The sequence below is a fragment of the Streptomyces sp. NPDC086549 genome (assembly GCF_044746205.1).
Classification (GTDB): Bacteria; Actinomycetota; Actinomycetes; order Streptomycetales; family Streptomycetaceae; genus Streptomyces.
In genome coordinates this window covers 67,226-92,179 of the sequence record NZ_JBIVBS010000013.1, presented here as the reverse complement: position 1 = coordinate 92,179, position 24,954 = coordinate 67,226, and the positions used below count along the sequence as shown (strand labels likewise).

The 24,954-nt window shown below is 71.4% G+C and carries 19 protein-coding genes and 2 pseudogenes; 12 read left to right on the top strand and 9 right to left on the bottom strand.

The genetic code is table 11. The features are described 5' to 3' along the window. Nucleotides 1–24: 24 nt before the first annotated feature. The gene (locus ACIPSA_RS33755; RefSeq protein ID WP_402641527.1) at nt 25–1,221 is read right to left on the bottom strand and encodes an exo-beta-N-acetylmuramidase NamZ domain-containing protein; all 1,197 of its coding nucleotides are present in this window, start codon (nt 1,219–1,221) and stop codon (nt 25–27) included. Between the two features lie 187 nt (nt 1,222–1,408). Here ACIPSA_RS33755 and ACIPSA_RS33750 point away from each other — a divergent pair, with 187 nt between their 5' ends. Beyond that, nucleotides 1,409–1,921 (top strand): hypothetical protein, encoded by a 513-nt coding sequence (locus ACIPSA_RS33750; RefSeq protein WP_402641524.1) that lies wholly within the window; start codon nt 1,409–1,411, stop codon nt 1,919–1,921. On the opposite strand, the gene ACIPSA_RS33745 is transcribed toward ACIPSA_RS33750, so the two are convergent. Beyond that, nucleotides 1,911–3,044, bottom strand: a complete 1,134-nt coding sequence (locus tag ACIPSA_RS33745; RefSeq protein ID WP_402641521.1) for a serine hydrolase domain-containing protein — start codon at nt 3,042–3,044, stop codon at nt 1,911–1,913. The genes ACIPSA_RS33750 and ACIPSA_RS33745 overlap by 11 nt on opposite strands. Before the next feature lie 273 nt (nt 3,045–3,317). Here ACIPSA_RS33745 and ACIPSA_RS33740 point away from each other — a divergent pair, with 273 nt between their 5' ends. Beyond that, the gene (locus ACIPSA_RS33740; protein WP_402641519.1) at nt 3,318–4,988 is read left to right on the top strand and encodes an RNA polymerase sigma factor; all 1,671 of its coding nucleotides are present in this window, start codon (nt 3,318–3,320) and stop codon (nt 4,986–4,988) included. Here the strand turns inward: ACIPSA_RS33740 and ACIPSA_RS33735 are convergent. Next, nucleotides 4,933–5,655, bottom strand: coding sequence for a glycerophosphodiester phosphodiesterase (locus ACIPSA_RS33735; protein ID WP_402641516.1), 723 nt, complete (start codon nt 5,653–5,655; stop codon nt 4,933–4,935). The genes ACIPSA_RS33740 and ACIPSA_RS33735 overlap by 56 nt on opposite strands. A gap of 43 nt (nt 5,656–5,698) precedes the next feature. Next, nucleotides 5,699–6,838, bottom strand: a pseudogene (locus ACIPSA_RS33730) (adenosine deaminase). Nucleotides 6,839–6,895: 57 nt separating this feature from the next. Here ACIPSA_RS33730 and ACIPSA_RS33725 point away from each other — a divergent pair. Beyond that, entirely contained in the window at nt 6,896–7,996 is a 1,101-nt protein-coding gene (locus ACIPSA_RS33725) for a hypothetical protein (RefSeq protein WP_402641515.1), read from the top strand. 52 nt (nt 7,997–8,048) lie between these two features. Here ACIPSA_RS33725 and ACIPSA_RS33720 read toward each other — a convergent pair whose 3' ends face one another. After that, the gene (locus ACIPSA_RS33720; RefSeq protein ID WP_402641512.1) at nt 8,049–8,609 is read right to left on the bottom strand and encodes an NADAR family protein; all 561 of its coding nucleotides are present in this window, start codon (nt 8,607–8,609) and stop codon (nt 8,049–8,051) included. A 208-nt stretch (nt 8,610–8,817) separates the two neighbouring features. On the opposite strand from ACIPSA_RS33720, the gene ACIPSA_RS33715 reads away from it, so the two are divergent. The 7 genes from ACIPSA_RS33715 (at nt 8,818) to ACIPSA_RS33685 (ending at nt 16,597) form a co-directional block, all read left to right on the top strand. Next, nucleotides 8,818–10,356, top strand: a complete 1,539-nt coding sequence (locus ACIPSA_RS33715; protein WP_402641510.1) for a gamma-aminobutyraldehyde dehydrogenase — start codon at nt 8,818–8,820, stop codon at nt 10,354–10,356. 80 nt (nt 10,357–10,436) lie between these two features. Beyond that, on the top strand, nt 10,437–11,684 hold the full coding sequence (locus ACIPSA_RS33710) for a spermidine/putrescine ABC transporter substrate-binding protein (protein ID WP_402641508.1): 1,248 nt from the start codon (nt 10,437–10,439) through the stop codon (nt 11,682–11,684). 5 nt (nt 11,685–11,689) lie between these two features. Next, a complete protein-coding gene (locus tag ACIPSA_RS33705; protein WP_402642045.1) occupies nt 11,690–12,841 on the top strand; it encodes an ABC transporter ATP-binding protein in 1,152 nt (383 codons plus the stop codon). A 2-nt stretch (nt 12,842–12,843) separates the two neighbouring features. Next, on the top strand, nt 12,844–13,773 hold the full coding sequence (locus ACIPSA_RS33700) for an ABC transporter permease (protein ID WP_402641505.1): 930 nt from the start codon (nt 12,844–12,846) through the stop codon (nt 13,771–13,773). Continuing rightward, nucleotides 13,774–14,574, top strand: a complete 801-nt coding sequence (locus ACIPSA_RS33695; RefSeq protein ID WP_402641502.1) for an ABC transporter permease — start codon at nt 13,774–13,776, stop codon at nt 14,572–14,574. Between the two features lie 29 nt (nt 14,575–14,603). Then, the gene (locus ACIPSA_RS33690) at nt 14,604–16,022 is read left to right on the top strand and encodes an NAD(P)/FAD-dependent oxidoreductase (RefSeq protein WP_402641500.1); all 1,419 of its coding nucleotides are present in this window, start codon (nt 14,604–14,606) and stop codon (nt 16,020–16,022) included. Between the two features lie 122 nt (nt 16,023–16,144). Beyond that, entirely contained in the window at nt 16,145–16,597 is a 453-nt protein-coding gene (locus ACIPSA_RS33685; protein ID WP_402641497.1) for a hypothetical protein, read from the top strand. Between the two features lie 465 nt (nt 16,598–17,062). Here the strand turns inward: ACIPSA_RS33685 and ACIPSA_RS33680 are convergent, their stop codons facing one another. From ACIPSA_RS33680 to gabT, 4 genes and pseudogenes are all read right to left on the bottom strand, one after another. Beyond that, nucleotides 17,063–17,722, bottom strand: a complete 660-nt coding sequence (locus tag ACIPSA_RS33680) for a phosphatase PAP2 family protein (RefSeq protein WP_402641496.1) — start codon at nt 17,720–17,722, stop codon at nt 17,063–17,065. Beyond that, nucleotides 17,719–18,552 carry a serine hydrolase domain-containing protein gene (locus tag ACIPSA_RS33675; RefSeq protein ID WP_402641493.1) on the bottom strand — a complete coding sequence of 278 codons (834 nt, stop codon included), beginning with the start codon at nt 18,550–18,552 and terminating at the stop codon, nt 17,719–17,721. The genes ACIPSA_RS33680 and ACIPSA_RS33675 overlap by 4 nt, the downstream gene beginning before the upstream one ends. A gap of 156 nt (nt 18,553–18,708) precedes the next feature. Then, nucleotides 18,709–18,937, bottom strand: a pseudogene (locus ACIPSA_RS33670) (phosphoesterase); the annotation flags it as partial. A 192-nt stretch (nt 18,938–19,129) separates the two neighbouring features. Then, the gene (gene gabT, locus ACIPSA_RS33665) at nt 19,130–20,464 is read right to left on the bottom strand and encodes a 4-aminobutyrate--2-oxoglutarate transaminase (protein ID WP_402641490.1); all 1,335 of its coding nucleotides are present in this window, start codon (nt 20,462–20,464) and stop codon (nt 19,130–19,132) included. Between the two features lie 250 nt (nt 20,465–20,714). Here gabT and ACIPSA_RS33660 point away from each other — a divergent pair, with 250 nt between their 5' ends. After that, a complete protein-coding gene (locus ACIPSA_RS33660; RefSeq protein WP_402641487.1) occupies nt 20,715–23,093 on the top strand; it encodes an ATP/GTP-binding protein in 2,379 nt (792 codons plus the stop codon). A gap of 118 nt (nt 23,094–23,211) precedes the next feature. Further along, complete coding sequence (locus ACIPSA_RS33655) at nt 23,212–24,891, top strand: PucR family transcriptional regulator (protein ID WP_402641484.1); 1,680 nt, start codon at nt 23,212–23,214, stop codon at nt 24,889–24,891. Nucleotides 24,892–24,954: the final 63 nt, after the last annotated feature.

Here is a 24,954-nt window from a genome sequence, read left to right as displayed (position 1 = left end):
GTCCTTCCGGGCGTACGGCAGGTCTCAGGCATAGAGCAGCACGTCGTCACCGGCCCACCGGCCGGGTGGGGCCGGGGGATCGCACAGCGGCAGCGGGTCGTCGCCCGCGTCGAGGGCGCGCCGCAACCGGTCGGAGCCCCACAGCAGGTCGATGAAGTGACGGTGGCCGGTCCCCTCCACGCCGCCGTCCGCGGTGCGCCAGGCGAAGTCGTCCGGGTACAGCCGCCGCAGCGTGGCGAGCATGGCGACGGCGGTGCGTACGGGAGCGAACGCCTCGCGGTCGGTGATGTGGAGCTGGACCCCGCGCAGCGGCCGTCCGGCGTGTTTGTGGAAGGTCGGTACGTACCGCAGATCACGGAAGTGGACTCCGGGCAGGGTGAGCTCGGCGAGCGAGGGCGCGAACCGCGCGTCGATGTACGGGGCCCCGACGATCTCGAAGGGCTGCGTGGTGCCACGGCCCTCCGAGAGATTCGTCCCCTCGAACAGGCAGGTGCCGGGATAGACGGTGGCGGTGGCGGGCGTCGGGATGTTCGGCGAGGGCGCGACCCACGGCAGGCCGGTGGCCTCCGCGTCCGTGGCGCGCCGCCAGCCGACCGCCTCGATGACCGTCAGGTGGGAGGCAGTGCCCGCCGCTTGGGGTACGGCCGAGGCGTTGAGATGCCGGGCGAGTTCCCCGCAGGTGAGGCCGTGCCGGACGGGTATCGGGGCGCGCCCGACGAAGCTGGCCCACGCCGGGTCGAGCAGCGGGCCCTCGCTGACCAGCCCACCGAGGGGATTCGGCCGGTCCGCGACCACGAAGCGTACGCCTGTACGGGCTGCCGAGACCATCAGGTCGAACATGGTCGACACGTAGGTGTAGAACCTGGCCCCGATGTCCTGCAGGTCGTACACCAGGGCGTCGACGCCGCTGTCGATCAGCAGTTTGTCGAGTCGCTCGCCGCCGCACCGGTACGTGTCGTGAACCGGCAGGCCGGTGTCGGAGTCCGCCCGAGCGGCCTCGCTCTCGCCTGCCTGGCCGGTCCCGTGCAGCCCGTGCTCGGGACCGAACAGGGCGACCAGTCGCGCGCCGGCCTCGATCAGCGCGGGCGCGGCCGGGCGCAGGTCGGGGAGGACGCCGGTGTGGTTGGTCACCAGTCCGAGTCGGCCGGGCCCGGCAAGTCCGGGTGACGCGTGCAGTCGTGCGATCCCGGTCGTCACCGCGACGCGGTCGTCCGTGCCCATCCTTTGCCCCCGTCTGCCGGTGACATCTCGAAGCGGTGGGCGGAAATTTAGTTGTATGTCCAAGAATTACGCAATGATTCACCGCCATTCGTGCACGCCTCGCACCCCGGGTGGGCTACGGCTTCGCCCGGACCAGCTCGGCCGACAGTGTTTTGAACGTGTTCAATTCCAGGCGTACGCTTCACCCATGAGCGACAGAGCCGCCCTGCTCAAGGGCATCCGCGTCTGGCTGGTCTCCTTCGTCGTGTGTCTGGTGCTCAGTGGCGCCACCGCCTTTCCGCTGGTGCACGAACTGCGCTGGACGGAGGACGTGTTGCGGTCCCTGTCCGTGCCGGAGCACCTGCCGGGGCTGATGGACTGGATCTCGCGGGTGCGGCGCGGGCTGGACGCCGTCGACGCCGAGTACCCGTTCGTGCTGTACGGCACCGACTGGCTGGCGTTCGCGCATCTCGTCATCGCGGTCGCCTTCCTCGGGCCGTACCGCGATCCGGTCCGCAACATCTGGGTCGTCGAGTTCGGGATGATCGCCTGTGCCGGGATCATCCCGCTCGCCCTGATCTGCGGGCCGGTCCGCGGAATCCCCTTCTGGTGGAGCCTGGTCGACATGTCGTTCGGGGTGTTCGGGGTCCTCCCGCTGTACGTCGTACGGAAGAAGATCAAGCGACTGGAGGTGCTGGACGGGAGGTTCGTCAGCGGTTGAACGCGGGGTAGGCGAAGCGCTGGGCGACGGCCTGGCCGTCGCCCTTCGCGTCGGTCGAGTTGACCGAATAGACCAGAGTGCGGGAGAGGTCGGGGGTGGCGGCGATCACCGTGGCATAGCCGGGCCGTGAGCCCGTCTTGCCCCAGATCACCCGGCCGTTCAGCTCGAACCGCTCCAGCGCCGCGCCGTACCGCGCACCGGGTACGTCGGGAAGCGTGAACATCTCCTTCAGCTGCGGCTGGGGCACCACCCGGCCGCGGAACAGCCCCACCAGCAGCCGCTCCAGGTCGGCGGTCGTGGAGATCATGTCGCCCGCCGCCCGGCGGTCGGACATGTTCCAGTCGGTCACGTCCACCAACTTGTCGCCGATCCAGTCGTATCCACGATTGTGCGGTCCGTGGACGCGGGGGTCGGCACCGACGGGGAATGAGCTGTTCCGCATGCCGAGCGGCCGGAAGATCCGCACCGCGGCCTGGTGCGCGTACGAGTCGCCGGTCACCTTCTCGATGAGCATGCCGAGCACGGTGTAGTGGATGTTCCCGTAGTCCTGGTGGGTGCCCGGCTCGTACGCCGGCCCCTGGGCGACGGACTCCGCCACGACCTGCTGGGGCGTCAGGGTCTCGAAGCGGTGCGCGTACCCCTCCTCCACCGTGTCACCCAACGACGCGCCCGGCTGCAGGCCGCTGGTGTAGTTCAGCAGCTCCCTCACGGTGATGGGCCTGAAGTCCTCGGTGAGCAGGCCCGGCAGATACTGCTGCACGGTGCCGTCCAGGTCGATGCGGCCCTCGGCGGCCAGCTGCAGCACCATCGCCGCGGTGACCACCTTTGTCACCGAACCGGCGCGGAAGCGCCCGTTCTCCAGCGCCGCTGCCCCGGTCCGGACGTCGCGTACCCCGGCCGTGCCGCGCCATGTCCCCTTGCCGCCGACGCGGATTACCGCGGCGGTGGCGTCGTGGTCGGGGAGTCCGGCGATCGCGGCGGCGAGGGCCTCGGCGTCCGGGCCGGACTCGGCGCGCACGGAGGCCGTCGCCGGGGAGGCGAAGGCGGGAGCGGCCAGCGGGCCGGCCACGAGGGCCAGGACGACGGAGGCGGCAAGGACGGTGGTGCGGCTGCGAGCGTGCATCTGTTCACTCCTGAGGAGAGGGGCGTCCGATTCGTGATCATCCTGCGGCGGCCAGCCGCGGTCCGGATCGTCGGTGAGGAGGGTGTCCGTCCCTGGCTCGACCCTCATCAAGTCGCCCGTGAGACAGGGGAGTTGTCCGGGATGGCCCCTACGGGCCCGGGGACCGGGCGGGCGGACGCCGAAAAAAGTGTTATCCCGGAACCCTTCGCTCCGTCTCCGCACTGTGATCCCCGACATTGCCAACGGCGCGCCCCCGGCTGAGAAGGTGCGGGCATGAGGACGGATGTGCACGGGCGGCAGTGGCGCTCCACCATCGCGGCCGCGCAGGCGGGCGACCGGCGGGCGCTGGACGAACTGGTGGAGGGCTGGCTGCCCCTGGTGTACAACGTCGTCGGCCGCGCCCTGAACGGTCACGCCGACGTGGACGACGTCGTCCAGGAGACCATGCTGCGCGCCGTCGGCAACCTCGGCACGCTCCGCGACCCGGACAGCTTCCGGTCCTGGCTGATGGCGATCGCGATGCGGCAGATACGGGAGCGGGCGCGCCGCAGGACGTCGCAGCCGCTGGACGAGAGCATGCCGCAAGGCGCCGCCGACTTCGCCGAACTCACCGTCCTGCGGCTGCAGTTGGAGGGGCAGCGGCGTGAGGTCGCGGAGGCGGTGCGCTGGCTGGACGCCGAGGACCGGCAGTTGCTGTCGCTGTGGTGGCTGGAGGTCGCGGGCGAACTGACCCGGCGTGAACTGGCGGCGGCCGTCGGCATCAGCCGGCAGCACGCCGCCGTGCGCGTCCAGCGGATGAAGGAGCGGCTGGCGACCTCGCGCGGCATCGTGCGCGCACTGGACGGGGCGTGCCCGGAGCTGCGGGAGCTGACCTCCCGCTGGAACGGGCGGCCCGACTCGGTCTGGCGCAAGCGGCTCGCCCGGCACATCAGGGGCTGCGGCTACTGCGGCGACACACGCGAGTCCGTCGTACCGGCGGAGCGGCTCCTGGCCGGCATCGCCCTCGTGCCGGTCCCGGCGGGGTTCACGCTGTCCCTCGCCCTCGGCGGCAAGACGGCGGTGGCGGCGACGTCGGCCGGCTGGTCCGCGAAGGTCCTGGGCGTGCTCACCAAGCCCGCCGTGGCGGTGACGGCGGGCGCGACGATCGCCGCGGGCGGCGTCTACGTCGTCGTGCAGACGCCGGACGACCCGCCTCCCCACACCGCCACCGCGCCCACCGCCGCCGCGAGCACGCACATCGCGCCGTCTCCTCCCGCCGCGCCCTCGTCCTCACCCGCACGCTCTCCCTCACCGTCGGTGACACAGGAGAAGGCCGCGCCGTACGGCAGTGTCGTCGACGCCGTCGACCGCGCCCCGGACCTGGACACGCCGCCCGCCGCCCTGCCGCACCGCCCCGGGACCGGCATCACCAGCACCGGCGGCGCGCACGCCACCATGAACCACCGCGGGGACGGCGTGACGCTCAGCGGCGAGGGCTACGTCCTCGTCCGCTGGCAGATCTCGCCGCAGTACCGGGCGGGCAGCCTGGTCATGCCGAGCTGGACCCGCTTGCGGGGCAAGCTCTTCCATGTGGCCTCGGGCGGCGGCCGCCGCATGGACGACCCCGTCAGCACCACCGACAGCTCCGCCACCGGCATGGGCAGCTCGGCCACCGGCTACGCGGTCCTGCCGTCCGGCACCCAGCAGATGTGGCAGAACGAGTACTTCTACGTCGACGGCAGCGTCACCCTCACCGTGAACGAGCGGGGCGCCGACTACGGCCTGAACGTCTTCCCCACGACCTGGGACGCGGTGGAGAAGGACGTCACGACCGGTCCCGGCCAGGGCGTGAAGCGCTACGGCCTGGTCCGTGACACCGGCAAGGACGACACACCCGTCCCGCAGTACGTCACGCGCGCGACCCCGGCCGACCCGGCGACGGTGGCTCAGCGCTCACGCGTGTAGCGCACAGGACGTCGACGCGGTTCGTGGTGATCGAGTCGACGCCCAGGTCGATCAGGCGGCGCATGGACCGGCGGGTGTCGGGGGTCCAGACGGAGAGCAGACAGCCGTCGCGGTGGACGCGGGCGGCCAGGTCGTGGTCGACCAGGGAGAAACGGTAGTTGAGCCAGCGCGGGCGCACCGCGTTCAGCAGGGCCGGGCGCGGGGGAGCGAGCGTCGTCCAGGTCAGGGCGATCTCGGCGGAGGGGTCGGCGGCGCGGAGGGAGAGCATGGCGGGGGCGGCCGCGCAGTAGTAGACGCGGTCCCGCGCGTCGCACTGGCGGATCACGTCCACGATCCTCGCGGCGGCGCGGCGGTCGACCCGGCCCGGCAGGTCGACCATCACCCGCTCGCCGTCCGTCGCGGCCAGCGCATCCGCCAGCGTCGGCACCCCGCCCGCCGTGAGCCCGCGCACCTCGTCCGCGGACAGCGACTTCAGCGGCCGGTCGTGTCCCCACAGCCGCTTCAGCGTCTCGTCATGGAGCAGCACGGGTACGTCGTCGCGGGTGAGCCGTACGTCGAACTCGACCGCGTCCGCGCCCCGCTGGAGCGCGGAACGCAGCGAGTCGGTCGTGTTCTCACGGAAGCGGTACGGGTCGCCGCGGTGCGCGACGGCGGTCACGGTCTGCATGGGCCCATTGTGGAGGGTCCGTGGGCCCGTCCGCGGCGCGGGCTCAGGGCGCGAGCCACGCCGAGGTGTAGCTGTCGATCTCCTGCGCGATCCGGGCCTTGCCCGGCGCGTCCAGGAAGGAGGCCTCGACCGCGTTCTTCGCCAGGTCGGCGAGGCCCCGCTCGTCGAGGCCGAGCAGCCGGGCGGCCACCGCGTACTCGCTGTTCAGGTCGGTGCCGAACATCGGCGGGTCGTCGGAGTTGATCGTGACCAGGACCCCGGCCTTCACGAACTCCTTGATCGGGTGCTCGTCGAGGGTGCGGACCGCGCGGGTGGCGATGTTGGAGGTCGGGCAGACCTCCAGCGCGATGCGGTGTTCGGCGAGGTGGGCGAGTAGCTTCGGGTCCTGGGCCGAGCTGGTGCCGTGGCCGATGCGCTCGGCGCGCAGATCGGTGAGGGCGTCCCAGACCGTCTCGGGGCCGGTCGTCTCGCCGGCGTGCGGCACGGACCGCAGCCCGGCGGCGATGGCGCGGTCGAAGTACGGCTTGAACTGCGGCCGGGGCACGCCGATCTCGGGCCCGCCGAGCCCGAACGACACCAGCCCTTCGGGGCGGACCCGGTCGTCCGTGGCCAGCCGTGCCGTCTCCTCGGCGGACTCCAGGCCCGCCTCGCCGGGGATGTCGAAGCACCACCGCAGCACGGTCCCGAACTCGGCCTCGGCCGCCTTCCGGGCGTCCTCGATCGCGTCCATGAAGGCGCGCTCGTCGATGCCTCGCCGGGTCGAGGAGAACGGGGTGATCGTGAGCTCGGCGTAGCGCACCTGCTGCCGGGCCAGGTCGCGGGCCACCTCGTACGTGAGCAGCCGGACGTCCTCCGGGGTGCGGACGAGGTCGACGACGGACAGATACACCTCGATGAAGTGGGCGAAGTCCGTGAAGGTGAAGTAGTCGGCCAGGGCCTCGGGGTCGGTGGGGACCTTGGAGTCGGGGTGGCGGGCGGCCAGTTCCGAGACGATGCGGGGGGAGGCGGAGCCGACGTGGTGGACGTGCAGTTCGGCCTTGGGCAGTCCGGCGATGAAGGCGTGCAGGTCGCGGGCGGCGGTGTCGGTCAAGGGTTCCTCCCCGGGAACGGCGCCCTCGGACCGTGGTCCGGGCGCGGGTGATCGGCTGATCGGTGAGTCGGGATCATCGTAGGCCCGGTCCATGGCGGGCAGGTCCGCGCCGTAGCATGACGGGACATACACGAGAGGGGATCCTGCGCAATGGCCGACGAGGCGCCGCAGTCACCGGAGAACGCCGCCGAGAGCCGGCCGACTCCACGCGACGACGCCTCGTACGACGGAGGGTCCCCGAACCCCTGGGCGCCGCCCGCCGACCGGGCACCGGCTGACACGGTCCCGTCGCCCGGCTCGCCCGTGTGGGGCGCGGCCCCCAAGGTGCCCCTGGACAAACCCGCGAGCGGGGCCGGGACCGGTGACCCGGTGCCACCGGTGCCCCGGGCCGACGCCAACCCGTGGGCGGCCCCGGCCGACGACTCTGCGGCGGCGGGCTCCGGCGACACGGCCGGGCCGCCCGTGTGGGGCGCGGCCCCCAAGGTGCCCCTGGACAAACCCGCGAGCGGGGCCGGGGACCCGGTGCCTCCGGCCGTGCCCCGGGCCGATGCCAACCCCTGGGCAGCCCCGGCCGACGGCTCCCCGGCGTCCGGCTCCGGCGCCCGTGACACCGTGTTCTCCGGCGGGACCGGAACCACGCCCCCGGTCTCCGTTCACGACCGGCAGACGGTCACCTCCGTCCCGAACGACCCCGCGCCCCCGGCCTGGGGCGGGCCCTTCGCCCCACCGACGCCGCCGGTTCCGAGCCCGTTCGCCCCGCCGGCTCCCGCGTCCCCCCTCCCCGGAAACCCGTTCGCCCCGCCCGCCGGGGCAGGCCCTTATCCCCAGGGCGCCCCCGTCCCGCCGCCCCCCATAGCCCCCGACGGCCCGGGGCAGGTGCCGTACGGCTACCCGGGCGGGCCCGCCGGGTACGGCTACCCGGCGCCGCCGGGATACGGCGGTCCCGGTCCGGTGGCGCACGGCGCCCCGGCGGGGTACTACGGGTGGCCCGGCACGCAGCCCATGCCGAGCAACGGCATGGGCACGGCCGGACTGGTGCTGGGCATCCTGGCGGCCATCTGCTTCTGCGCGTGGCCGCTGGCCCTCGTGCTGGGCGCGCTGGGCGTGATCTTCGGCGCGATCGGCCGCGGCAAGGCCCGCCGCGGCGAGGCCACGAACCCGGGCCAGTCCCTGGCCGGCATCATCTGCGGCTCCGTGGGCATCGTCCTCGCGCTGGTGATGGTCGCGTTGGAGATCGCGAACGTCACCTGACGCCGACACGAGAGTCCCCGCGCCCCCGGACGGCCGCCGCACAGCCCCGGCCTCAGGCGCCGCCGGCGATCCTCTCCCGCGCCTCCATCAACGCGAACCCCAGCAGGTTCGGCCCCCGCCACCGCTCCGGGTGCTGCGCCGCCTCGTCGTCCGCCGCGAGCCCGATGCCCCACACGCGGTCGACGGGGCTCGCCTCGACCAGGACGCGGTCGCCTGTGTTCAGCAGGAACTCGCGCAGCCCGGCGTGCGCGGTGAACTTGTGGACGCTGCCCTCCACGACGATCCGGAAGCGCTCCCGCTCCCATATCGCCTCGTCGAAGTCGCGCACCAGCCGCCCGGCCTTCTTGGCCTGGGAGGGATGGCCGGCCGCCAGAACCCGGCGCTCGGCCTCCGGGTCCCCGAAGAGGCGTGCCTTGCCCGCCATCATCCAGTGCTCGGCCGTCGCGAATTCGACTCCGTCCACCACGAACGGTGACGGCCACCACTGACTCAGGCAGCTCGCCCCGATCCGCCCGTCCGGTCGCGGCCGGTGTCCCCAGAAGTGCAGATACTTGACGCGCGACCCCGCGCGGACCTCCCTGATCAGGGACTCAAGACAGTCGATCTTCCCCATGCACGCGAGTCTGGCACGCACCACTGACACTCCGTCCCCCCTTTTCCTGGCGGACTCGACACCTGGTCGACAGATTCCGTCGCGTAACCAAAAGGCAACAACGGAATCACTTGTTGCACTCCCCTTGCTCTGTCAGGATCGGCACTCAAATCGAGCTGGAGCTACGCCACCCGTCCCCCGGGACGGGGCGACGGCGGAGGAGAGCGACATGGACATCCCGGGCACTGCCACCCCGGACCGATTCCCGGCGCAGGAGCGCCTCGCGGACGGCGCGCAGTTCATCGCCGGACGTCTCACCAAGGGCACGTCCGGCCGCCACCACGCCGTGGTCGACCCCGCCACCGGCGAGGCCGTCTACACCTACGAGCTGGCCGGGACGGACGACGTCGACGCCGCCGTCGCCGCCGCCCGGGACGCCTTTCCGGGCTGGGCCGGCACCACCCCGGGCGAGCGCTCCGACGCGATGCACCGCTTCGCCGCCGTGCTCGCCGACCGCGCCGAGGAATTCGCCCGCGCCGAGTCCCTGCAGTGCGGCAAGCCGCTCAAGCTGACCCGGGAGTTCGACGTCCCGGGGACGATCGACAACACCGCCTTCTTCGCGGGCGCGGCCCGTCATCTGCAGGGTCAGTCCGCCGGCGAGTACTCGGGCGACCACACGTCGTACATCCGCCGTGAGCCCATCGGGGTCGTCGGCTCCATCGCACCCTGGAACTACCCCCTCCAGATGGCCGCCTGGAAGATCCTCCCGGCGATCGCCGCGGGCAACACCATCGTGCTCAAGCCCGCCGAGCTCACCCCGCTGACCTCGCTGCTCTTCGCCCAGGCCGCCACGGACGCCGGGATCCCCGACGGCGTCATCAACATCGTCACCGGCACGGGCAGGGAGGCCGGTGAGCACCTCGTCGGTCACCCCGACGTGGCCATGACCTCCTTCACCGGCTCCACCGCCGTCGGCAAGCGCGTTGCCGAGATCGCCACCGCCACCGTCAAGCGCATCCACCTGGAGCTCGGCGGCAAGGCACCGTTCGTGGTCTTCGACGACGCGGACCTGGAGGCGGCGGTCAACGGCGCGGTCGCCGGCGCGCTCATCAACACCGGGCAGGACTGCACGGCCGCCACGCGCGCGTACGTGCAGCGGCCGCTCTACGAGGCGTTCGTCGAGCGGACCGCCGCCCTGATGGAGACCGTCCGGCTCGGGGACCCCTTCGCCCACGGCACCGACCTCGGCCCGCTGATCTCGCACGCCCAGCGCGACCGGGTCGCCGCCTTCGTCGACCGGGCACGTGCCTACGCGCGTGTGCTGGCCGGCGGCGAGGCTCCGCAGGGGGAGCTCAAGGACGGCGCGTACTATCGGCCCACCCTCGTCGCCGACGCGCCCCAGGACAGCGAGATCGTCCAGTCCGAGATCTTCGGGCCGGTGCTGGTCGTTCTGCCGTTCGACAGTGATGATGAGGGAATCCGGCTGGCCAACGACACCCCGTACGGCCTGGCCGCCTCCGCGTGGAGCCGGGACGTCTACCGGGCGAACCGCGCCACCCGCGAGATCAAGGCGGGGTGTGTGTGGGTCAACGACCACATCCCGATCATCAGCGAGATGCCGCACGGAGGCTATAAGCAGTCCGGCTTCGGCAAGGACATGTCCACGTACTCGTTCGAGGAGTACACGCAGGTAAAGCACGTCATGTTCGACAATATGGCGGTGGTTCGCAAGGACTGGCACCGCACGATCTTCGGGGACCGGCTGTAGACAATTTCCGGCTACCGCCGGGTGAGACAACAGGCCGCCTGACCCGCGGCCGCCCATCCTCCCGAAAGGGCACCACGCGCATGGAGCAGTACGAGCCCGACCGCCTGACCCCGGCCCAAGTGGCCGCCATGCGGCGCAGCTTCCGCAACGGCAGGGCAGCCATGACCCGACGGTCGCTGCTGCGCGCCTCCGCGGGCGGCGCGCTCGCGGTGGGCGGACTCGGGGCGCTGAGCGCCTGCGGGATCCCCGCGGCCGGCAGGACGCAGGGCGGTACGTCCGCCGAGGATCACTCGAAGCAGGAGAAGGTCGTCAACTTCTCCAACTGGACCGAGTACATCGACCTCGACGACAGCGGCAAGCACCACCCGACGCTGGAGACGTTCGCCAAGCGGACCGGCATCCAGGTCAAGTACACCGAGGACATCAACGACAACAACGAGTTCTTCGCCAAGATCAAGCCGCAGCTCGCCGCGGGCCAGGACACCGGCCGCGACATCGTGGTCCTCACCGACTGGCTGGCCGCCCGGATGATCCGCCTGGGCTGGGTGCAGAAACTCGACCCGTCCAACCTGCCGCACGCCTACACCAACCTGTCGGCGCAGTTCCGCAACCCGGACTGGGACCCGGGCCGCGCCTACTCGTACCCGTGGCAGGGCATCTCGACCGTCATCGCCTACAACAAGAAGGCGCTCGACGGCATCGAGGTGAAGTCCATCTCGGACCTGCTCGACAACCCCAAGCTCAAGGGCCGCGTCGGCTTCCTGTCCGAGATGCGCGACAGCATCGGCATGACGCTGCTCGACATGGGCAAGGACCCGGCGAACTTCACCGACGACGACTTCGACGCGGTGACAGCCCGGCTGCAGAAGGCCGTCGACAAGGGCCAGATCCGCCGCTTCACCGGCAACGACTACACGTCCGACCTGACCAAGGGCGACTTCGCGGCCTGTGTCGCCTGGGCCGGTGACGTCGTCCAGCTCAAGGCGGACAGCCCGGACGTCGACTTCGTCATCCCCGACAGCGGCTACATGACGTCGAGCGACAACATGCTGATCCCCAACAGGGCGCGCCACAAGACGAACGCCGAGCGGCTCATCGACTTCTACTACGAGCCCCAGCAGGCCGCCGCGCTCGCCGCCTACATCAACTACGTGAGCCCGGTCGACGGCGTGAAGCCCTACCTGGCGAAGATCGACAAGAACGCGGCGAACAACCCGCTGATCGTTCCCGACAAGGCCATGCAGGCCAAGTCCCATGCCTTCCGCTCGCTGAGCCAGAAGGAAGAGACGGCCTACGAAGAGAAGTTCGCGAAGCTCACAGGGGCGTGACGATGATGACGACAGACACCAGCGGCGACGTCCGCCTCACCGGGATCAGCAAGACCTACGGCTCCTTCACCGCCGTACACCCGCTCGACCTGACCGTGCCGCAGGGCTCCTTCTTCGCCCTGCTCGGCGCCTCGGGCTGCGGCAAGACCACCACCCTGCGCATGATCGCCGGTCTGGAGGAACCTTCCGCCGGCACCGTGCACCTCGGCGACCAGGAGGTGACGCACCTGCCGCCGTACAAGCGGCCGGTGAACACCGTCTTCCAGTCGTACGCCCTCTTCCCGCACCTGGACATCTTCGAGAACGTCGCCTTCGGCCTGCGCCGGCGCGGGATCAAGAGCGTCAAGAAGCAGGTCGAGGAGATGCTCGACCTCGTCCAGCTCGGCGAGCAGGCGCGCAAGAAACCGCACCAGCTCTCCGGCGGCCAGCAGCAGCGCGTCGCGGTCGCCCGCGCGCTGATCAACCACCCCAAGGTGCTGCTCCTGGACGAGCCCCTCGGCGCCCTCGACCTCAAGCTGCGCCGCCAGATGCAGCTGGAGCTCAAGCGCATCCAGACCGAGGTCGGCATCACCTTCATCCACGTCACGCACGACCAGGAGGAGGCCATGACCATGGCCGACACGGTCGCCGTGATGAACGCGGGCCGGGTCGAACAGCTCGGCTCGCCCGCCGACCTGTACGAGAACCCGCAGACCACGTTCGTCGCCAACTTCCTCGGCACCTCCAACCTCATCGAGGCCGAGGTCGACACCAAGAGCGGCGAGGACATCGTCCTGAAGGCGGGCGGCGGCAAGCTGGTGCTGCCCGTGGCGCGGTGTTCCGCCCCGACGCGGACCGGCGGCAAGGTGCTCGTCGGCATCCGCCCGGAGAAGATCTCCCTCACGCACGCCGACGACGGGGGCTCGATCCCCGAGGGCCGCAACCGCATCACCGGCAAGATCGTCGACTCCAGCTTCATCGGCGTCTCCACGCAGTACGTCATCGACAGCCCGGTCTGCCCCGAGTTCGAGGTCTACGCCCAGAACATCGACCGCGACGCCCGCCTGGTGCCCGGCGCCGAGGTCGTCCTGCACTGGAACCCGGCCCACACCTTCGGTCTCGACGCCGCCCAGGACATCGACGCGGGCGTGGAGAGCGTCGAGGAAGAGGCCGCGTAGACATGTCGACGCTCACCGAGGCGCCCCCGCCTCTCGCCCCCACCGCGCCGGAGAACAAGCCCCCGCGCAAGCGCGGCCGCTGGACCCCCTACTGGCTGCTGCTGCCCGGCATGCTCTGGCTGATCGTCTTCTTCGCGCTGCCGATGATCTACCAGGCCTCCACGTCCGTGCAGACGGGCTCCCTGGAGGAGGGCTACAAGGTCACCTGGCACTTCGCGACCTACTGGGACGCGCTGACCGAGTACTGGCCGCAGTTCCTGCGCTCGGTCTTCTACGCCGCCGCCGCGACCGGGCTGTGCCTGCTGCTCGGGTACCCGCTGGCGTACCTGATCGCCTTCCGCGCGGGCCGCTGGCGGAACCTGATCATGATCCTGGTGATCGCCCCGTTCTTCACCAGCTTCCTGATCCGCACCCTGGCCTGGAAGACGATCCTCGCGGACAACGGCCCGGTCGTGCACACCCTGAACTCGCTGCACATCCTGGACCTCACCAACTGGCTCGGCTGGACCGCGGGCGACCGTGTCCTGGCGACTCCGCTCGCCGTGGTGTGCGGACTGACGTACAACTTCCTGCCGTTCATGATCCTGCCGCTCTACACCTCGCTGGAGCGCATCGACGGCCGGCTGCACGAGGCCGCGGGCGACCTGTACGCGAAGCCCTGGACGACCTTCCGCAAGGTCACCTTCCCGCTGTCGATGCCGGGCGTCGTCTCCGGCACGCTGCTCACGTTCATCCCCGCGGCCGGCGACTACGTCAACGCGGAACTCCTCGGCTCCACCGACACCCGGATGATCGGCAACGTCATCCAGACGCAGTTCCTGCGCATTCTGGACTACCCGACGGCCGCCGCCCTCTCCTTCATCCTCATGGCCGCGATTCTCCTCATGGTCACGATCTACATTCGCCGGTCCGGGACGGAGGATCTGGTCTAAATGCCCTTCGTCAACTGGCTCAAGCGCCGTCTCGTCGTCATCGCGGGACTGCTGACCCTCGCCTATCTGCTGCTGCCCAACGTCATCGTCACGGTGTTCTCCTTCAACAAACCGAAGGGGCGCTTCAACTACGAGTGGCAGCAGTTCTCCACGGACGCCTGGAAGGACCCGTGCGGCGTCGCCGACATGTGCGGCTCGCTGTCCCTCAGCCTCCAGATCGCCGTGTGGGCGACGATCGGCGCCACGGTCCTCGGCACGATGATCGCCTTCGCGCTGGTCCGCTACCGCTTCCGCGCACGCGGCGCAGTGAACTCGCTGATCTTCCTGCCCATGGCCATGCCCGAGGTCGTCATGGCCGCCTCGCTGCTCACCCTGTTCCTCAACATGGGTGCCCAGCTGGGCTTCTGGACGATCCTGATCGCGCACATCATGTTCTGCCTCAGCTTCGTCGTCACCGCGGTCAAGGCGCGCGTGATGTCGATGGACCCGCGACTGGAGCAGGCGGCCCAGGACCTCTACGCCGGCCCGGCGCAGACGTTCCTCCGCGTCACCCTGCCCATCGCGGCCCCCGGAATCGCCGCGGGCGCGCTGCTCTCCTTCGCGCTCTCCTTCGACGATTTCATCATCACCAATTTCAACGCGGGCTCGACCGTCACCTTCCCCATGTTCGTGTGGGGCTCGGCGCAGCGCGGAACGCCGGTCCAGATCAATGTCATCGGCACGGCCATGTTCCTGGTCGCCGTCCTGTTCGTCCTGGCCTCGATGGTCATCACGAATCGCCGCAACAAGCAAAAGGCATAACCGAAAAAACCCTGTGGGGAGTTGAAATCATGGCCCCAAGCGCCATGACCCGTTGGATCACATCTCTTTCCGAAGCACAGCCGGTCCCGTACTGGCTCGAAGACCCCGGCAAGCCCCACCCCGAGCCCGCCCTCACCGGCACCGAGACCTGCGACCTGCTGGTCGTCGGCGGCGGCTACAGCGGACTGTGGACCGCGCTCAACGCCAAGGAGCGCGACCCACAGCGTGACGTGGTGCTGCTGGAAGGCCGTGAGGTGGGCTGGGCCGCCTCGGGCCGCAACGGCGGCTTCTGCGCCGCCTCCCTCACGCACGGACTGCCCAACGGCCTCGCCCGCTGGCCGGACGAGATCCACAAGCTCCAGGAGCTGGGCGAGCGCAACCTCGACGAGATCGAGGAGGCGGTCGCCCGCCACTCCCTGGACTGCGACTTCGAGCGCACCGGCGAGATCGACGTCGCCACCGAGACGTACCAGGCGTGGGAGCTGCGCGACTGGCACCGGCAGATGCAGGAGAAGGGCCTGGCCGAGGGCATCGAGTTCCTGGACGCCGACGCCGTGCGCGAGCAGGTGAACTCGCCCACCTTCGAGGCGGGCCTGTGGGACCGCCGGGGCGTGGCCATGCTCAACCCGGCCAAGCTCGCCTGGGGCCTGAAGCGCGCCTGCCTCCGGCTGGGCGTGCGCGTCTTCGAGCACACGCCGGCCCTGGACCTGAAGCCCTACGGCGCCGGCATGGCCGTACGCACCCCGTACGGCGCGGTCCGCGCCCGCCGGGTCGCGCTCGGCACGAACATCTTCCCGAGCCTGCTCAAGCGGGTCCGGGCGTACACCGTCCCGGTCTACGACTACGCCCTGATGACCGAGCCGCTGACCGCCGGCCAACTGGCGTCGATCGGCTGGAAAGGCCGCCAGGGCCTCGGCGACAGCGCCAACCAGTTCCACTACTTCCGGCTGTCGGCCGACAACCGGATCCTGTGGGGCGGTTACGACGCGATCTACCCGTACGGCGGCCGGGTGCGCGCCGAGTACGACGACCGCCCGGAGACGTACGCCAAGCTCGCCGGGCACTTCTTCAACTGCTTCCCGCAGCTGGAGGGCGTCCGCTTCACGCACGCGTGGGGCGGCGCGATCGACACCTGCTCACGCTTCTCGGCGTTCTTCGGCACCGCCCACCACGGCAAGGTGGCGTACGCGGCCGGCTACACCGGCCTCGGTGTCGGCGCCACCCGGTTCGGCGCCGACGTGATGCTGGACCTGCTGGACGGTGAGGACACCGAGCGCACCCGCCTTGGGATGGTCCGCAAGAAGCCGCTGCCCTTCCCGCCCGAGCCCTTCGCCTGGACCGGCATCGCCCTCACCAAGTGGTCGCTGGCCCGCGCGGACGCGCACGGCGGGCGGCGCAACCTGTGGTTGAAGACGATGGACCGGCTGGGGCTGGGCTTCGACAGCTGAGCCCTGCCGGGAGAGGGTTCCGGTTCACTCCAAGGAGGGACCGGAACCCGCGTAATGCCTGCTGGGGACCTCCCTCTCTCCTGTGACGCGACCGCGTCGACGGGAGAAAGGGAGGTCTTTTCATGGCTGGAACGAAGACGGCGGTCGAATGGCTGGCATCGGTCGCACCGGATCCCGAGACCTGCCGCTGGGAGTGGGAGCGCAACCCCCAAGGCGTCGCGCTGCTGCCCGCCGGCAAGGCGTGGGACGTGCTCATCCTGCCGGCCGGGCTCGGCCGTCCCACGCTCGACGTACTCACCCGCATAGTCGACCGGCCCGGTCCGGTGCTCGTCGACTCCGGAGGTGAACGGATGGGCTTCTTCGTGCCGCCGGGCACGGCCGCGCGCTGGCTCGGCACGGGCATCCGTACGGTCGGGCCGGGCACCTGGATCGTCGTGCCGTACCCGGGCCGGTCGTCCGGCGGGGTCCGCTGGCTGGTCCCGCCGGACGGCTCCGGCACGCTCAACGATCCGGCGCTGCTGGAACTGGTGATGCACGAGGCGGCGGCCGGGCTGGCCACGGAGGGGGAGGGTTAGGGCCTGTCCGGCGGATCATGCCGCAGACGCGGGGCCTGGCACGCCCATCTGCGGCGTTGTCGTCGGTTGCCGACTCTCCCACGCTCGGCTGCGCTCGCGCGGGGGGACCCCCATCGCGTCGACGCCCTCCTCCGCCTTGCAGCTGGACGCACCAGGCCCCGCTCACCTGGGTTGATGAGGCGCCGCTGCTTTCCTGCGACCTGATCCGCCGGACAGGCTCTAGCGGGCGCGGGGGCCTCCTCCGCCGGAGGTCTTGACAACGGGGTTGGCCTGGACCAAGTCGAGCGCGCTCCACTCCTCCCGTTCCCCCAGATCTGATGCTGGGTCTGACGCGATCCGCAAGGGCCTCCGGGCCAACGGCTGGGGCGGCACGGCGAGCAGTGGTACCACCGTCAACTCGCCCGGGCGCGGCGGCGTTTCGGCGCTCCGGCCAGACCGCCCTGCGCGGCCTGATGACGTGGTCGGTCAACTGGGGCCGGTACTCGAACCGGGAGTTCCGGAAGAACTTCGACGCGTACTTCGGCTGAGGAACACCCACAGCGCGCAGAGGAGCACGGCGCTCATGCACCAACTGGCCAGGACGTCCAGGGGCCAGTGGTAGCCGCGCCGGACCAGCCCGAAGCCGACGCCGAGGTTGACCACGGCGCACAGGGCCACCAGCAGGCGCCGGGCGAGCGCTGTGACGAGCCAGGGGAGGAGGATCAGGGTCGCCGCGCCGTACGCGACAGCCGCGGTGGCCGTATGGCCGGACGGGTAGAAGCCGACCGCGGAGGGCATGACCGGGGTTCCCGGACGGTCGGTCCAGTCCTTCAACGGCACGACGAACGCCGGGACCAGGGCCATCAGGACGGCGGCGGCGAGCGGTGGCAGCCACCAACGGTCGGCGCCGCCGCGGCGGCCCAGCCGCAGGACGAGACCTATGACGACCGCGAGCACCGGAACCGCCACCTGTACGTTGCCCAGGTCGGAGAGGGCTCCGGAGAACCGGTCGGGATGGACGAGGGCGCGGCTCAGCCGCTCGTCCACGCGCACGAGCGGGCCGTCGGCCACGACCTGCCAGGTGATCAGCACGAAGAGCAGGGCCGGCACGACGGACACGGGCCACAGCTTGTCAGGAGTCCTCATCGGCTCTGCCGGGCCCCCTGGAGAACCTTGATGCCCGTCCGGTCGGTGTCGTCCGGATCGCCGTTGAGACGGTGGACCAGTACCCAGCGGCCGTCCTCCGTCGCCCCGGCGAAGACCGACGCGTCGCGTGTGGCCCCGTTGTGCCAGCGCAGCGGCCCGGCCGTCTGCCAGGTCGGGGCGGGGTCTCCCAGCCGGCGCTCCACGAGCAGGCGCACGAGCAGTTCGGCCGCCGCGCGCGGAGTGGCCCACAGGCCGCCGGCCGGCAGGATCGGGCCCCCCATCGTCCACGGCCGGCGGGCTCTGCCGAACAGGCCCGGCGCCGGCAGCCGCCGGGCGGGATCGGGATCGGCGGTCACCTCGGTCACGTCCAGCGGCCTGAGCACATGTGCGCCGACCAGTTCCTCGTACGTCGTGCCGGACGCGGCGGCAAGCGCCGCGCCGAGAACGGCATAGCCGAGGTTGGAGTACTCCTCCTCCTGCCCCGCCGGACGTGTCGCGATCGAGTCCAGCCGGCTCAGCACGTCGCGCAACGCGCGCTCGTCGAACGGCACATACGGGTCCCGGCCGGCGACGTGGGGCGGCAGCCGGGGAAGGCCGGAGGTGTGGTCCGCCAGGTGCCGCAGGGTGATCCCGGTTCCGGGGGCCGCGGGCAGCCAGCGTTCCACGGGGTCGTCGAGGGTGAGGGCACCGGCTGCCGCCAGGCGTACGAGCGCGGTGCCGGTGAGGACCTTGGTGAGGGACCCGATCTGCACGAAGCGGTCGACGGCATGGCCGTCGCTGACGTTCGCAGGCTCGGAGTCACTGAGGACACAGGTCGGAGTACGGCGCATGGTCACCAGTGTGGGAGACGGAGGCCGGCCGCCGCGGAACAGGGGGCCTTCCGGCCTTGATTTGTCCGAAGTCCCCGTTCACGTCCGGCAACTCGGCGACTACGGTGGCCATCGCCATGACGGCGCTCGCACGCCGGTGCTCGGCCGACACCTCGACAAAAAGGAGGTCGGCCGCCCCGGAACAGGGGGGGTTGTTCCGAAGCGGCCGTCCGGATCGGAACGCCGCGCGCCCCGGGGGGTTTGGGGCGGGCGACCGTCCGATCGGTGAGGAGATTCCGGAGCCGGAAGCCCCGGTTGTGTGCGCGAGGGCACGACCAGGTCGAAGCTGGGGAGGCCCCGGCCTGATGCCGCCCACAGTCCCCTGTGGGCGGGGTGTATCTCTCATCTGGAGAAGAACCTACGGCAGGGGATGGCTCCAAGACAGACGGAATCGCGTCCCGTCATCCACCCCGCACACCTTCTTCACACGGCCTGACGCTCGCCGCCCCAGCCCCGGAACCAAGGTCCGGGAAGGGGCGGGGGCGGCTGGGGTCCGTGCGCCGGGAATCCTGTGCGTGAGCTGGGATTCCGCTGTGTCTCAGATGCGCGCGAACGCCTGCTCGATGATGTCGAGGCCCTCGTTCAGCAGGTCCTCGCCGATCACCAGCGGGGGCAGGAAGCGCAGCACGTTGCCGTAGGTGCCACAGGTCAGGACCAGTAGGCCCTCCTGGTGGCAGGCCTTGGCCAGGGCGGCGGTGGCCTCCGCGTTCGGCTCCTTGGTCGTACGGTCCTTGACGAGCTCGATGGCGATCATGGCACCGCGGCCGCGGACGTCGCCGATGATGTCGAACTTCTCGGCCATGGCGGTGAGGCGCGCCTTCATGATCGCCTCGATGTTCTTCGCCTTGGCGTTGAGGTCGAGCTCCTTCATGGTCTCGATGGCACCGAGCGCACCGGCGCAGGCGACCGGGTTGCCGCCGTAGGTGCCGCCGAGGCCGCCGGCGTGGGCGGCGTCCATGATCTCGGCGCGGCCGGTGACGGCGGCGAGCGGCAGACCGCCCGCGATGCCCTTCGCCGTCGTGATCAGGTCGGGGACGATGCCCTCGTCCTCGCACGCGAACCACTGACCGGTGCGGCAGAAGCCGGACTGGATCTCGTCCGCGACGAAGACGATGCCGTTGTCCGCGGCGAACTGGCGGATCGCCGGGAGGAAGCCCTTGGCCGGCTCGATGAAGCCGCCCTCGCCGAGCACCGGCTCGATGATGATCGCGGCCACGTTGTCGGCGCCGACCTGCTTGGTGATCTGGTCGATGGCCTGGGCGGCGGCCTCGGGGCCGGCGTTCTCCGGACCGGTGAGCCAGCGGTAGGCGTAGGCGACCGGGACGCGGTAGACCTCGGGGGCGAAGGGACCGAAGCCGTGCTTGTACGGCATGTTCTTGGCGGTGAGCGCCATCGTCAGGTTGGTCCGGCCGTGGTAGCCGTGGTCGAACACGACGACGGCCTGGCGCTTGGTGTACGCACGCGCGATCTTGACGGCGTTCTCGACGGCCTCGGCGCCGGAGTTGAACAGCGCGGACTTCTTGGCGTGGTCACCCGGGGTGAGCTCGGCGAGGGCCTCGGCGACCTCCACGTAGCCCTCGTACGGGGTGACCATGAAACAGGTGTGGGTGAAGTCGGCCAGCTGGGCGCTCGCGCGGCGTACGACGGCCTCGGCGGAGGCGCCGACCGAGGTCACGGCGATGCCGGAGCCGAAGTCGATCAGACGGTTGCCGTCGACGTCCTCGATGATGCCGCCGCCCGCGCGCGTGGTGAACACGGGCAGCACGGAGCCGACGCCCTGCGCGACCGCGGCGATGCGGCGGGCCTGCAGTTCCTGCGACTTCGGGCCGGGGATGGCGGTGACGACGCTGCGCTCCTGCGGAAGTGCGCTCATGGGGGGGCTCCCGGGGGTATTACGGACTCTTGTCTTCTTTTCTCGCAGGCTAGGACCGGGAATGGAAGGTCGGCATGCTCCATGTGGGCGTTGTCAGGACGTGCGGTTGTCCGCGGTGGACATAGCGCGGTGACCGGGCGGCCGGGCGCCGGTCCGCCCTCTCGGCCGCGTAAACGGTGAACTCCCCTTGCGGGGGCGTTAGATTGACTCGCTGATGGTGCACGGAACGGCTGGTCAGGGGGCAAGGGCGATGGACAGCGAGGGGACGCAGGACGCGCGGGGCACGCATGCGAATCCCGTACCGCGTCCGGCGGGGCCGCCGAAGGTGCCGGCGATGCCGGCGCACGCGCCGCAGCAGGCCCGGTCGGTGGTCGCCGACTGGCTCGACGAGCCTCGCCCGGATGCCCGACCAGGTATCTGGCGCTGCGGGTATCGCCTGCCCAAGGCCGTACGGGCCCACGGGAGACTCTCGCCGGTCACCATCATCGGCATGGCCGTTCCCGCGGTCATAGGGATGCTCTTGTGGTCCTTCTGGACCCGGGGCGTCATTCCGTACCAGTGGACGCTCCTGCGGCTCTTCACCCCTGACGACTGGTGGTGGGGCGGCACGCTGGTGGCCCCTACGGACAAGGGACGCGGTCGAGACGCCCTGGTGGCCTACAACGGCATCTTCTTCGTCCTGCTCGTTTACGGCATGAGCCGGCTCGGCGGATGGCCACAGGCCTTCCGTTACTTCCTTGAGCGCAAGCGGCAGCCCGCACGTGCCCTGCTGGCACTTCTGGGCGCCCTCTTGACACTCAGCCTCGTCTTCCCGGGCGCGTTCCCCCTGGTCGGCTGGGACCCTGTTCCGATTGTCGACCCGATCTTCTCTCTCGCTTTCGCCGTTTCGGGCAGCACCAGCCTCTTCACCTCGGTGCTGTTCGTCTACGGCGTCTACACCGCCTTGGTCCTGCTCTTCACCTGGCCCTTCGCCCGGGTCGGCGGCTGGTGGCCGCTGGCCCGGACCTGGCTCGCCGCCCGGAACCGCGAGGCTCAGGAGCGGACCCCCGAGGCCGTGGCGAAGCTGCCACGGGCGCGCTGGCCCGAACTGCGCGAGTGCGGGCAGCACGAAGCCGCGGACATCCTTACCGCCGAGGTGCTCGCCGGCCGTATGAACGACGTGGACTGCGCCCGGGTCGAGCACGCCTGGAAGCAGGCCAGGAGCCAGGCGCGGCTCGCGGCCTTCACCGACGCCGTGCGACGCCAGGGCGCCGCCGCGCTCACCCACCCCTCCGGCGCCCGTGACCTGCCCGGCCGCAGCGCCCGGCACGACCTGCTCGCGGGGCAGGTGCGCATCGGGCGGTGGGCGACCGGGGACCGCACGCCGCTCGCCTACGGCGGGGTGGGCGCGGCCCTCGGGCCCCAGACGCTCGGTACGTCGCTTCTCGTCGTGGGGCCGTCGGGATCCGGCAAGACCCGGCACGTGATCGCCCCCGTGGTCGAGGACCTCGCCCTCCAGGCGCTGACCGGCCGTTGCGCCGTCGTCGCCGTCTGCGCCGCGGGCACGGCGCTCGGCCCGGACTCGGCGTTCGACGTGGTGGTGCGTATCGGCGACCCCGGGTCCGTCCACGACCTGGATCCGTACGCCGAGTCCGACGACCCCGACGAGGCGGCCGCCTACCTCGCCGAGGCGCTGGCGGGCGACCTCGACACCGTGGGCGCCCAGCGGGCCGCGACGGCCCTCGCCCAGCTGCTCGGCCCGTACCGGGCGGCGTACGGCGCGTTCCCGTCCCTGCCCGTCCTGCGGGATCTCCTGGAGTCGGAGCCCGCGGCGCTGGCGGCCCTGCGCGAGGCCCTCATGGACGAGCGGCACGTCGCAATGCGCCGGGAGCTCGACGCCAGGGTCCGGCAGACCGGCACCCCCGGCGACCCCGCCCCGGCCCTCGCCGACCGGCTCGCCCTGCTGGACCGGCCCGCCTTCGCCGACTTCTTCGGCGCGGGCGACGACACGATCCGCCCGTTCTCGCTGCGTGCGGTGGCCCACCACCCCCTGCGCGTCCGTATCGACCTCCCCGAGCACGGGCACGAGGAGCTGTCCCGGCTGATCACGCGGCTCGTCCTGGCCCAGTTCGCCTCGGTCGCCCGCGACGGCGACCGGGCCCACTTCGCCTGTCTCGTCCTCGACGACGCCACCGGCACGGTCACCGCCGAGTCCGTGCGGCGGATCCAGCGGCTGCGCTCCCGGAACGCGGGCGTGGTGCTCGCCCTGCGGACCGTCGCCGATGTCCCCGAAGCCCTGCACGGCCCGTTGTACGGAGCCGTCGGCTGCCGTATGGCGCTGTCCGGGGTGAACACCTGGGACGGCAGCCGCTTCGCGGACGCCTGGGGCACGGAGTGGGTGGAGACCCGGGACGTGGCCCACCACACCGTCTTCGCCGACCAGCCGATGACCCGTGCCCTGCACGCCCTGCGCAAGCTGGTGACCGGCAAGGCGGTGACCACGGAGGCCGTGACCGTCCGGCAGGTCGAGCGGGAGCGGTGGTCCGCGTCCGAGCTGGCGCACGGGGTGCCGCCGGGGCACGCGGTGCTGTCGCTCACCGACGTGAAGGGCGAGCACGCACCGCCGCTGCTGGTGGACCTCCGGGGCTGAGTCCCTTACATCAGGTCACCGGGCGACCATACGGTGAGGCAGAATCGGCATAGGCTGTTCGTACGAAGCGGCCAAAAGATCGCCATGATCACCCGATCTCCCCAGACCTGAAGGCCTCATGCCCCCGACGCTCGCCTCGCTCGTCCACCACTCCGCGCTCAAGCTGACCGTGCGCGCGGGCGAGGACCGCCTGGACGTGCCCGTTCGCTGGGCGCACGTGAGCGAGCTGGCCGACCCCGTGCCCTACATGGAGGGCGGGGAACTGCTGCTGATCACCGCGCTGAAACTGGACGCGGAGGACCCCGAGGTGATGCGGCGGTATGTGAAGCGGCTGGTCGGCGCGGGAGTCGTCGGGCTCGGTTTCGCCGTCGGGGTCAACTACGACGAGATCCCCAAGGCCCTCGTCGACGCGGCCGAACAGGAGGGTCTGCCCCTCCTGGAGGTGCCGCGCCGCACCCCCTTCCTCGCCATCAGCAAGGCCGTGTCCGCCGCGATCGCCGCCGACCAGTACCGGGCGGTGACGGCCGGGTTCGCCGCGCAGCGGGAGCTGACCAGACAGGCACTGAACGCCGGCCCGGAGGGGCTGCTCGCCGCCCTCGCCGCGCAGGTCGACGGATGGGCCGCCCTGTACGACGCCTCGGGTGCCCTCGTCGCGACCGCGCCGGAGTGGGCGGGGCGGCGGGCGGCACGGATCACCGCGGACGTGGAGCGGCTGCGGGAGCGGCCCGCGCCGGCCTCGTCGGTGGTCGGCGGCCCGGACACCGAGGACCGCGTCGAGCTGCACTCCCTGGGCACCGGGAGGCGCCCGCGGGCCGCGCTCGCCGTGGGCACCGCCGCCGCCCCCGGCACCGCCGAGCGGTACGCCGTCCACTCCGCCATCGCCCTGCTCACCCTCACCACGGAAAGGTCCAGCTCGCTGCAGGCGGCCGAGCAGCGGATCGGTGCGGCCGTGCTGCGCATGCTGCTCGCCGGGCAGCCGGACCACGCCCGGGCCGTCGCCGGGGACCTGTACGGCGGGCTCCTCGACGCGCCCTTCCGGATGATCGTCGCCGAGTCGGTGTCGGTGTCGCCGTCGGCCGCGCGGGCGCACGCCGACGCGCACGCCCACGCGGGTGTGCCGGTGCCGGTGGCCAAGCCCAGCCCGTCGGCCGCGCTGGCCGCCGCCGACGCGGGCGGCGACCCGCTGGGCGGGCTCGCAGAGACAGTCGAGGCCGCCGCCGCGCGCTCCGGGGAGGCCGTGCTGGTCGTTCCCGAGGGGGAGCGACTGGTCGTCCTGGCCGCGGACGGGGGCGCGGCGGTCGCCGCCTGCGCGGAGTACGCGGCGGCGCTGGAGGCGGCGCGGGCCGTACCGGAGCAGGCGGCCCAGGACGAGGACGAGCTGGTCGTGGGGCTGTCGGCGCCGGCCGGGCCGATCGCCGCGGCCGCCGCGTACAAGCAGGCCGAACAGGCGCTGTCGGTGGCCCGGCGGCGGGGGCGGGTGCTCGTGGAGCACGAGCAATTGGCGGCGGGGTCCGTGCTGCCGCTGCTGGCCGACGACGCGGTCAAGGCGTTCGCGGACGGACTGCTGCGCCCCCTGTACGAACACGACGCGACCGGCCGCGGGGACCTTGTGGCCTCCCTGCGCGCCTGGCTCTCCCGGCACGGACAGTGGGACGCGGCCGCGGCCGACCTCGGCGTGCACCGGCACACCCTCCGGTACCGGATGCGGAGGGTCGAGGAGATCCTCGGGCGTTCCCTGGACGATCCGGACGTGCGGATGGAGCTGTGGCTCGCTTTGAAGGCGACCACGCCGGACTAGCCGTACCAGGGGGCTCCGCCCCCTGGACCCCCGGCCTATGCCCACCCACCACCCGACTCGGTT

What these genes read in the sequence shown, in the direction of transcription:
- ACIPSA_RS33755 (WP_402641527.1), bottom strand. Translation starts at nt 1,221, where the DNA reads ATGGGCACGGACGACCGCGTCGCGGTGACGACCGGGATCGCACGACTG.
- ACIPSA_RS33750 (WP_402641524.1), top strand. Translation starts at nt 1,409, where the DNA reads ATGAGCGACAGAGCCGCCCTGCTCAAGGGCATCCGCGTCTGGCTGGTC.
- ACIPSA_RS33745 (WP_402641521.1), bottom strand. Translation starts at nt 3,044, where the DNA reads ATGCACGCTCGCAGCCGCACCACCGTCCTTGCCGCCTCCGTCGTCCTG.
- ACIPSA_RS33740 (WP_402641519.1), top strand. Translation starts at nt 3,318, where the DNA reads ATGAGGACGGATGTGCACGGGCGGCAGTGGCGCTCCACCATCGCGGCC.
- ACIPSA_RS33735 (WP_402641516.1), bottom strand. Translation starts at nt 5,655, where the DNA reads ATGCAGACCGTGACCGCCGTCGCGCACCGCGGCGACCCGTACCGCTTC.
- ACIPSA_RS33725 (WP_402641515.1), top strand. Translation starts at nt 6,896, where the DNA reads ATGGCCGACGAGGCGCCGCAGTCACCGGAGAACGCCGCCGAGAGCCGG.
- ACIPSA_RS33720 (WP_402641512.1), bottom strand. Translation starts at nt 8,609, where the DNA reads ATGGGGAAGATCGACTGTCTTGAGTCCCTGATCAGGGAGGTCCGCGCG.
- ACIPSA_RS33715 (WP_402641510.1), top strand. Translation starts at nt 8,818, where the DNA reads ATGGACATCCCGGGCACTGCCACCCCGGACCGATTCCCGGCGCAGGAG.
- ACIPSA_RS33710 (WP_402641508.1), top strand. Translation starts at nt 10,437, where the DNA reads ATGGAGCAGTACGAGCCCGACCGCCTGACCCCGGCCCAAGTGGCCGCC.
- ACIPSA_RS33705 (WP_402642045.1), top strand. Translation starts at nt 11,690, where the DNA reads ATGACGACAGACACCAGCGGCGACGTCCGCCTCACCGGGATCAGCAAG.
- ACIPSA_RS33700 (WP_402641505.1), top strand. Translation starts at nt 12,844, where the DNA reads ATGTCGACGCTCACCGAGGCGCCCCCGCCTCTCGCCCCCACCGCGCCG.
- ACIPSA_RS33695 (WP_402641502.1), top strand. Translation starts at nt 13,774, where the DNA reads ATGCCCTTCGTCAACTGGCTCAAGCGCCGTCTCGTCGTCATCGCGGGA.
- ACIPSA_RS33690 (WP_402641500.1), top strand. Translation starts at nt 14,604, where the DNA reads ATGGCCCCAAGCGCCATGACCCGTTGGATCACATCTCTTTCCGAAGCA.
- ACIPSA_RS33685 (WP_402641497.1), top strand. Translation starts at nt 16,145, where the DNA reads ATGGCTGGAACGAAGACGGCGGTCGAATGGCTGGCATCGGTCGCACCG.
- ACIPSA_RS33680 (WP_402641496.1), bottom strand. Translation starts at nt 17,722, where the DNA reads ATGAGGACTCCTGACAAGCTGTGGCCCGTGTCCGTCGTGCCGGCCCTG.
- ACIPSA_RS33675 (WP_402641493.1), bottom strand. Translation starts at nt 18,552, where the DNA reads ATGCGCCGTACTCCGACCTGTGTCCTCAGTGACTCCGAGCCTGCGAAC.
- gabT (WP_402641490.1), bottom strand. Translation starts at nt 20,464, where the DNA reads ATGAGCGCACTTCCGCAGGAGCGCAGCGTCGTCACCGCCATCCCCGGC.
- ACIPSA_RS33660 (WP_402641487.1), top strand. Translation starts at nt 20,715, where the DNA reads ATGGACAGCGAGGGGACGCAGGACGCGCGGGGCACGCATGCGAATCCC.
- ACIPSA_RS33655 (WP_402641484.1), top strand. Translation starts at nt 23,212, where the DNA reads ATGCCCCCGACGCTCGCCTCGCTCGTCCACCACTCCGCGCTCAAGCTG.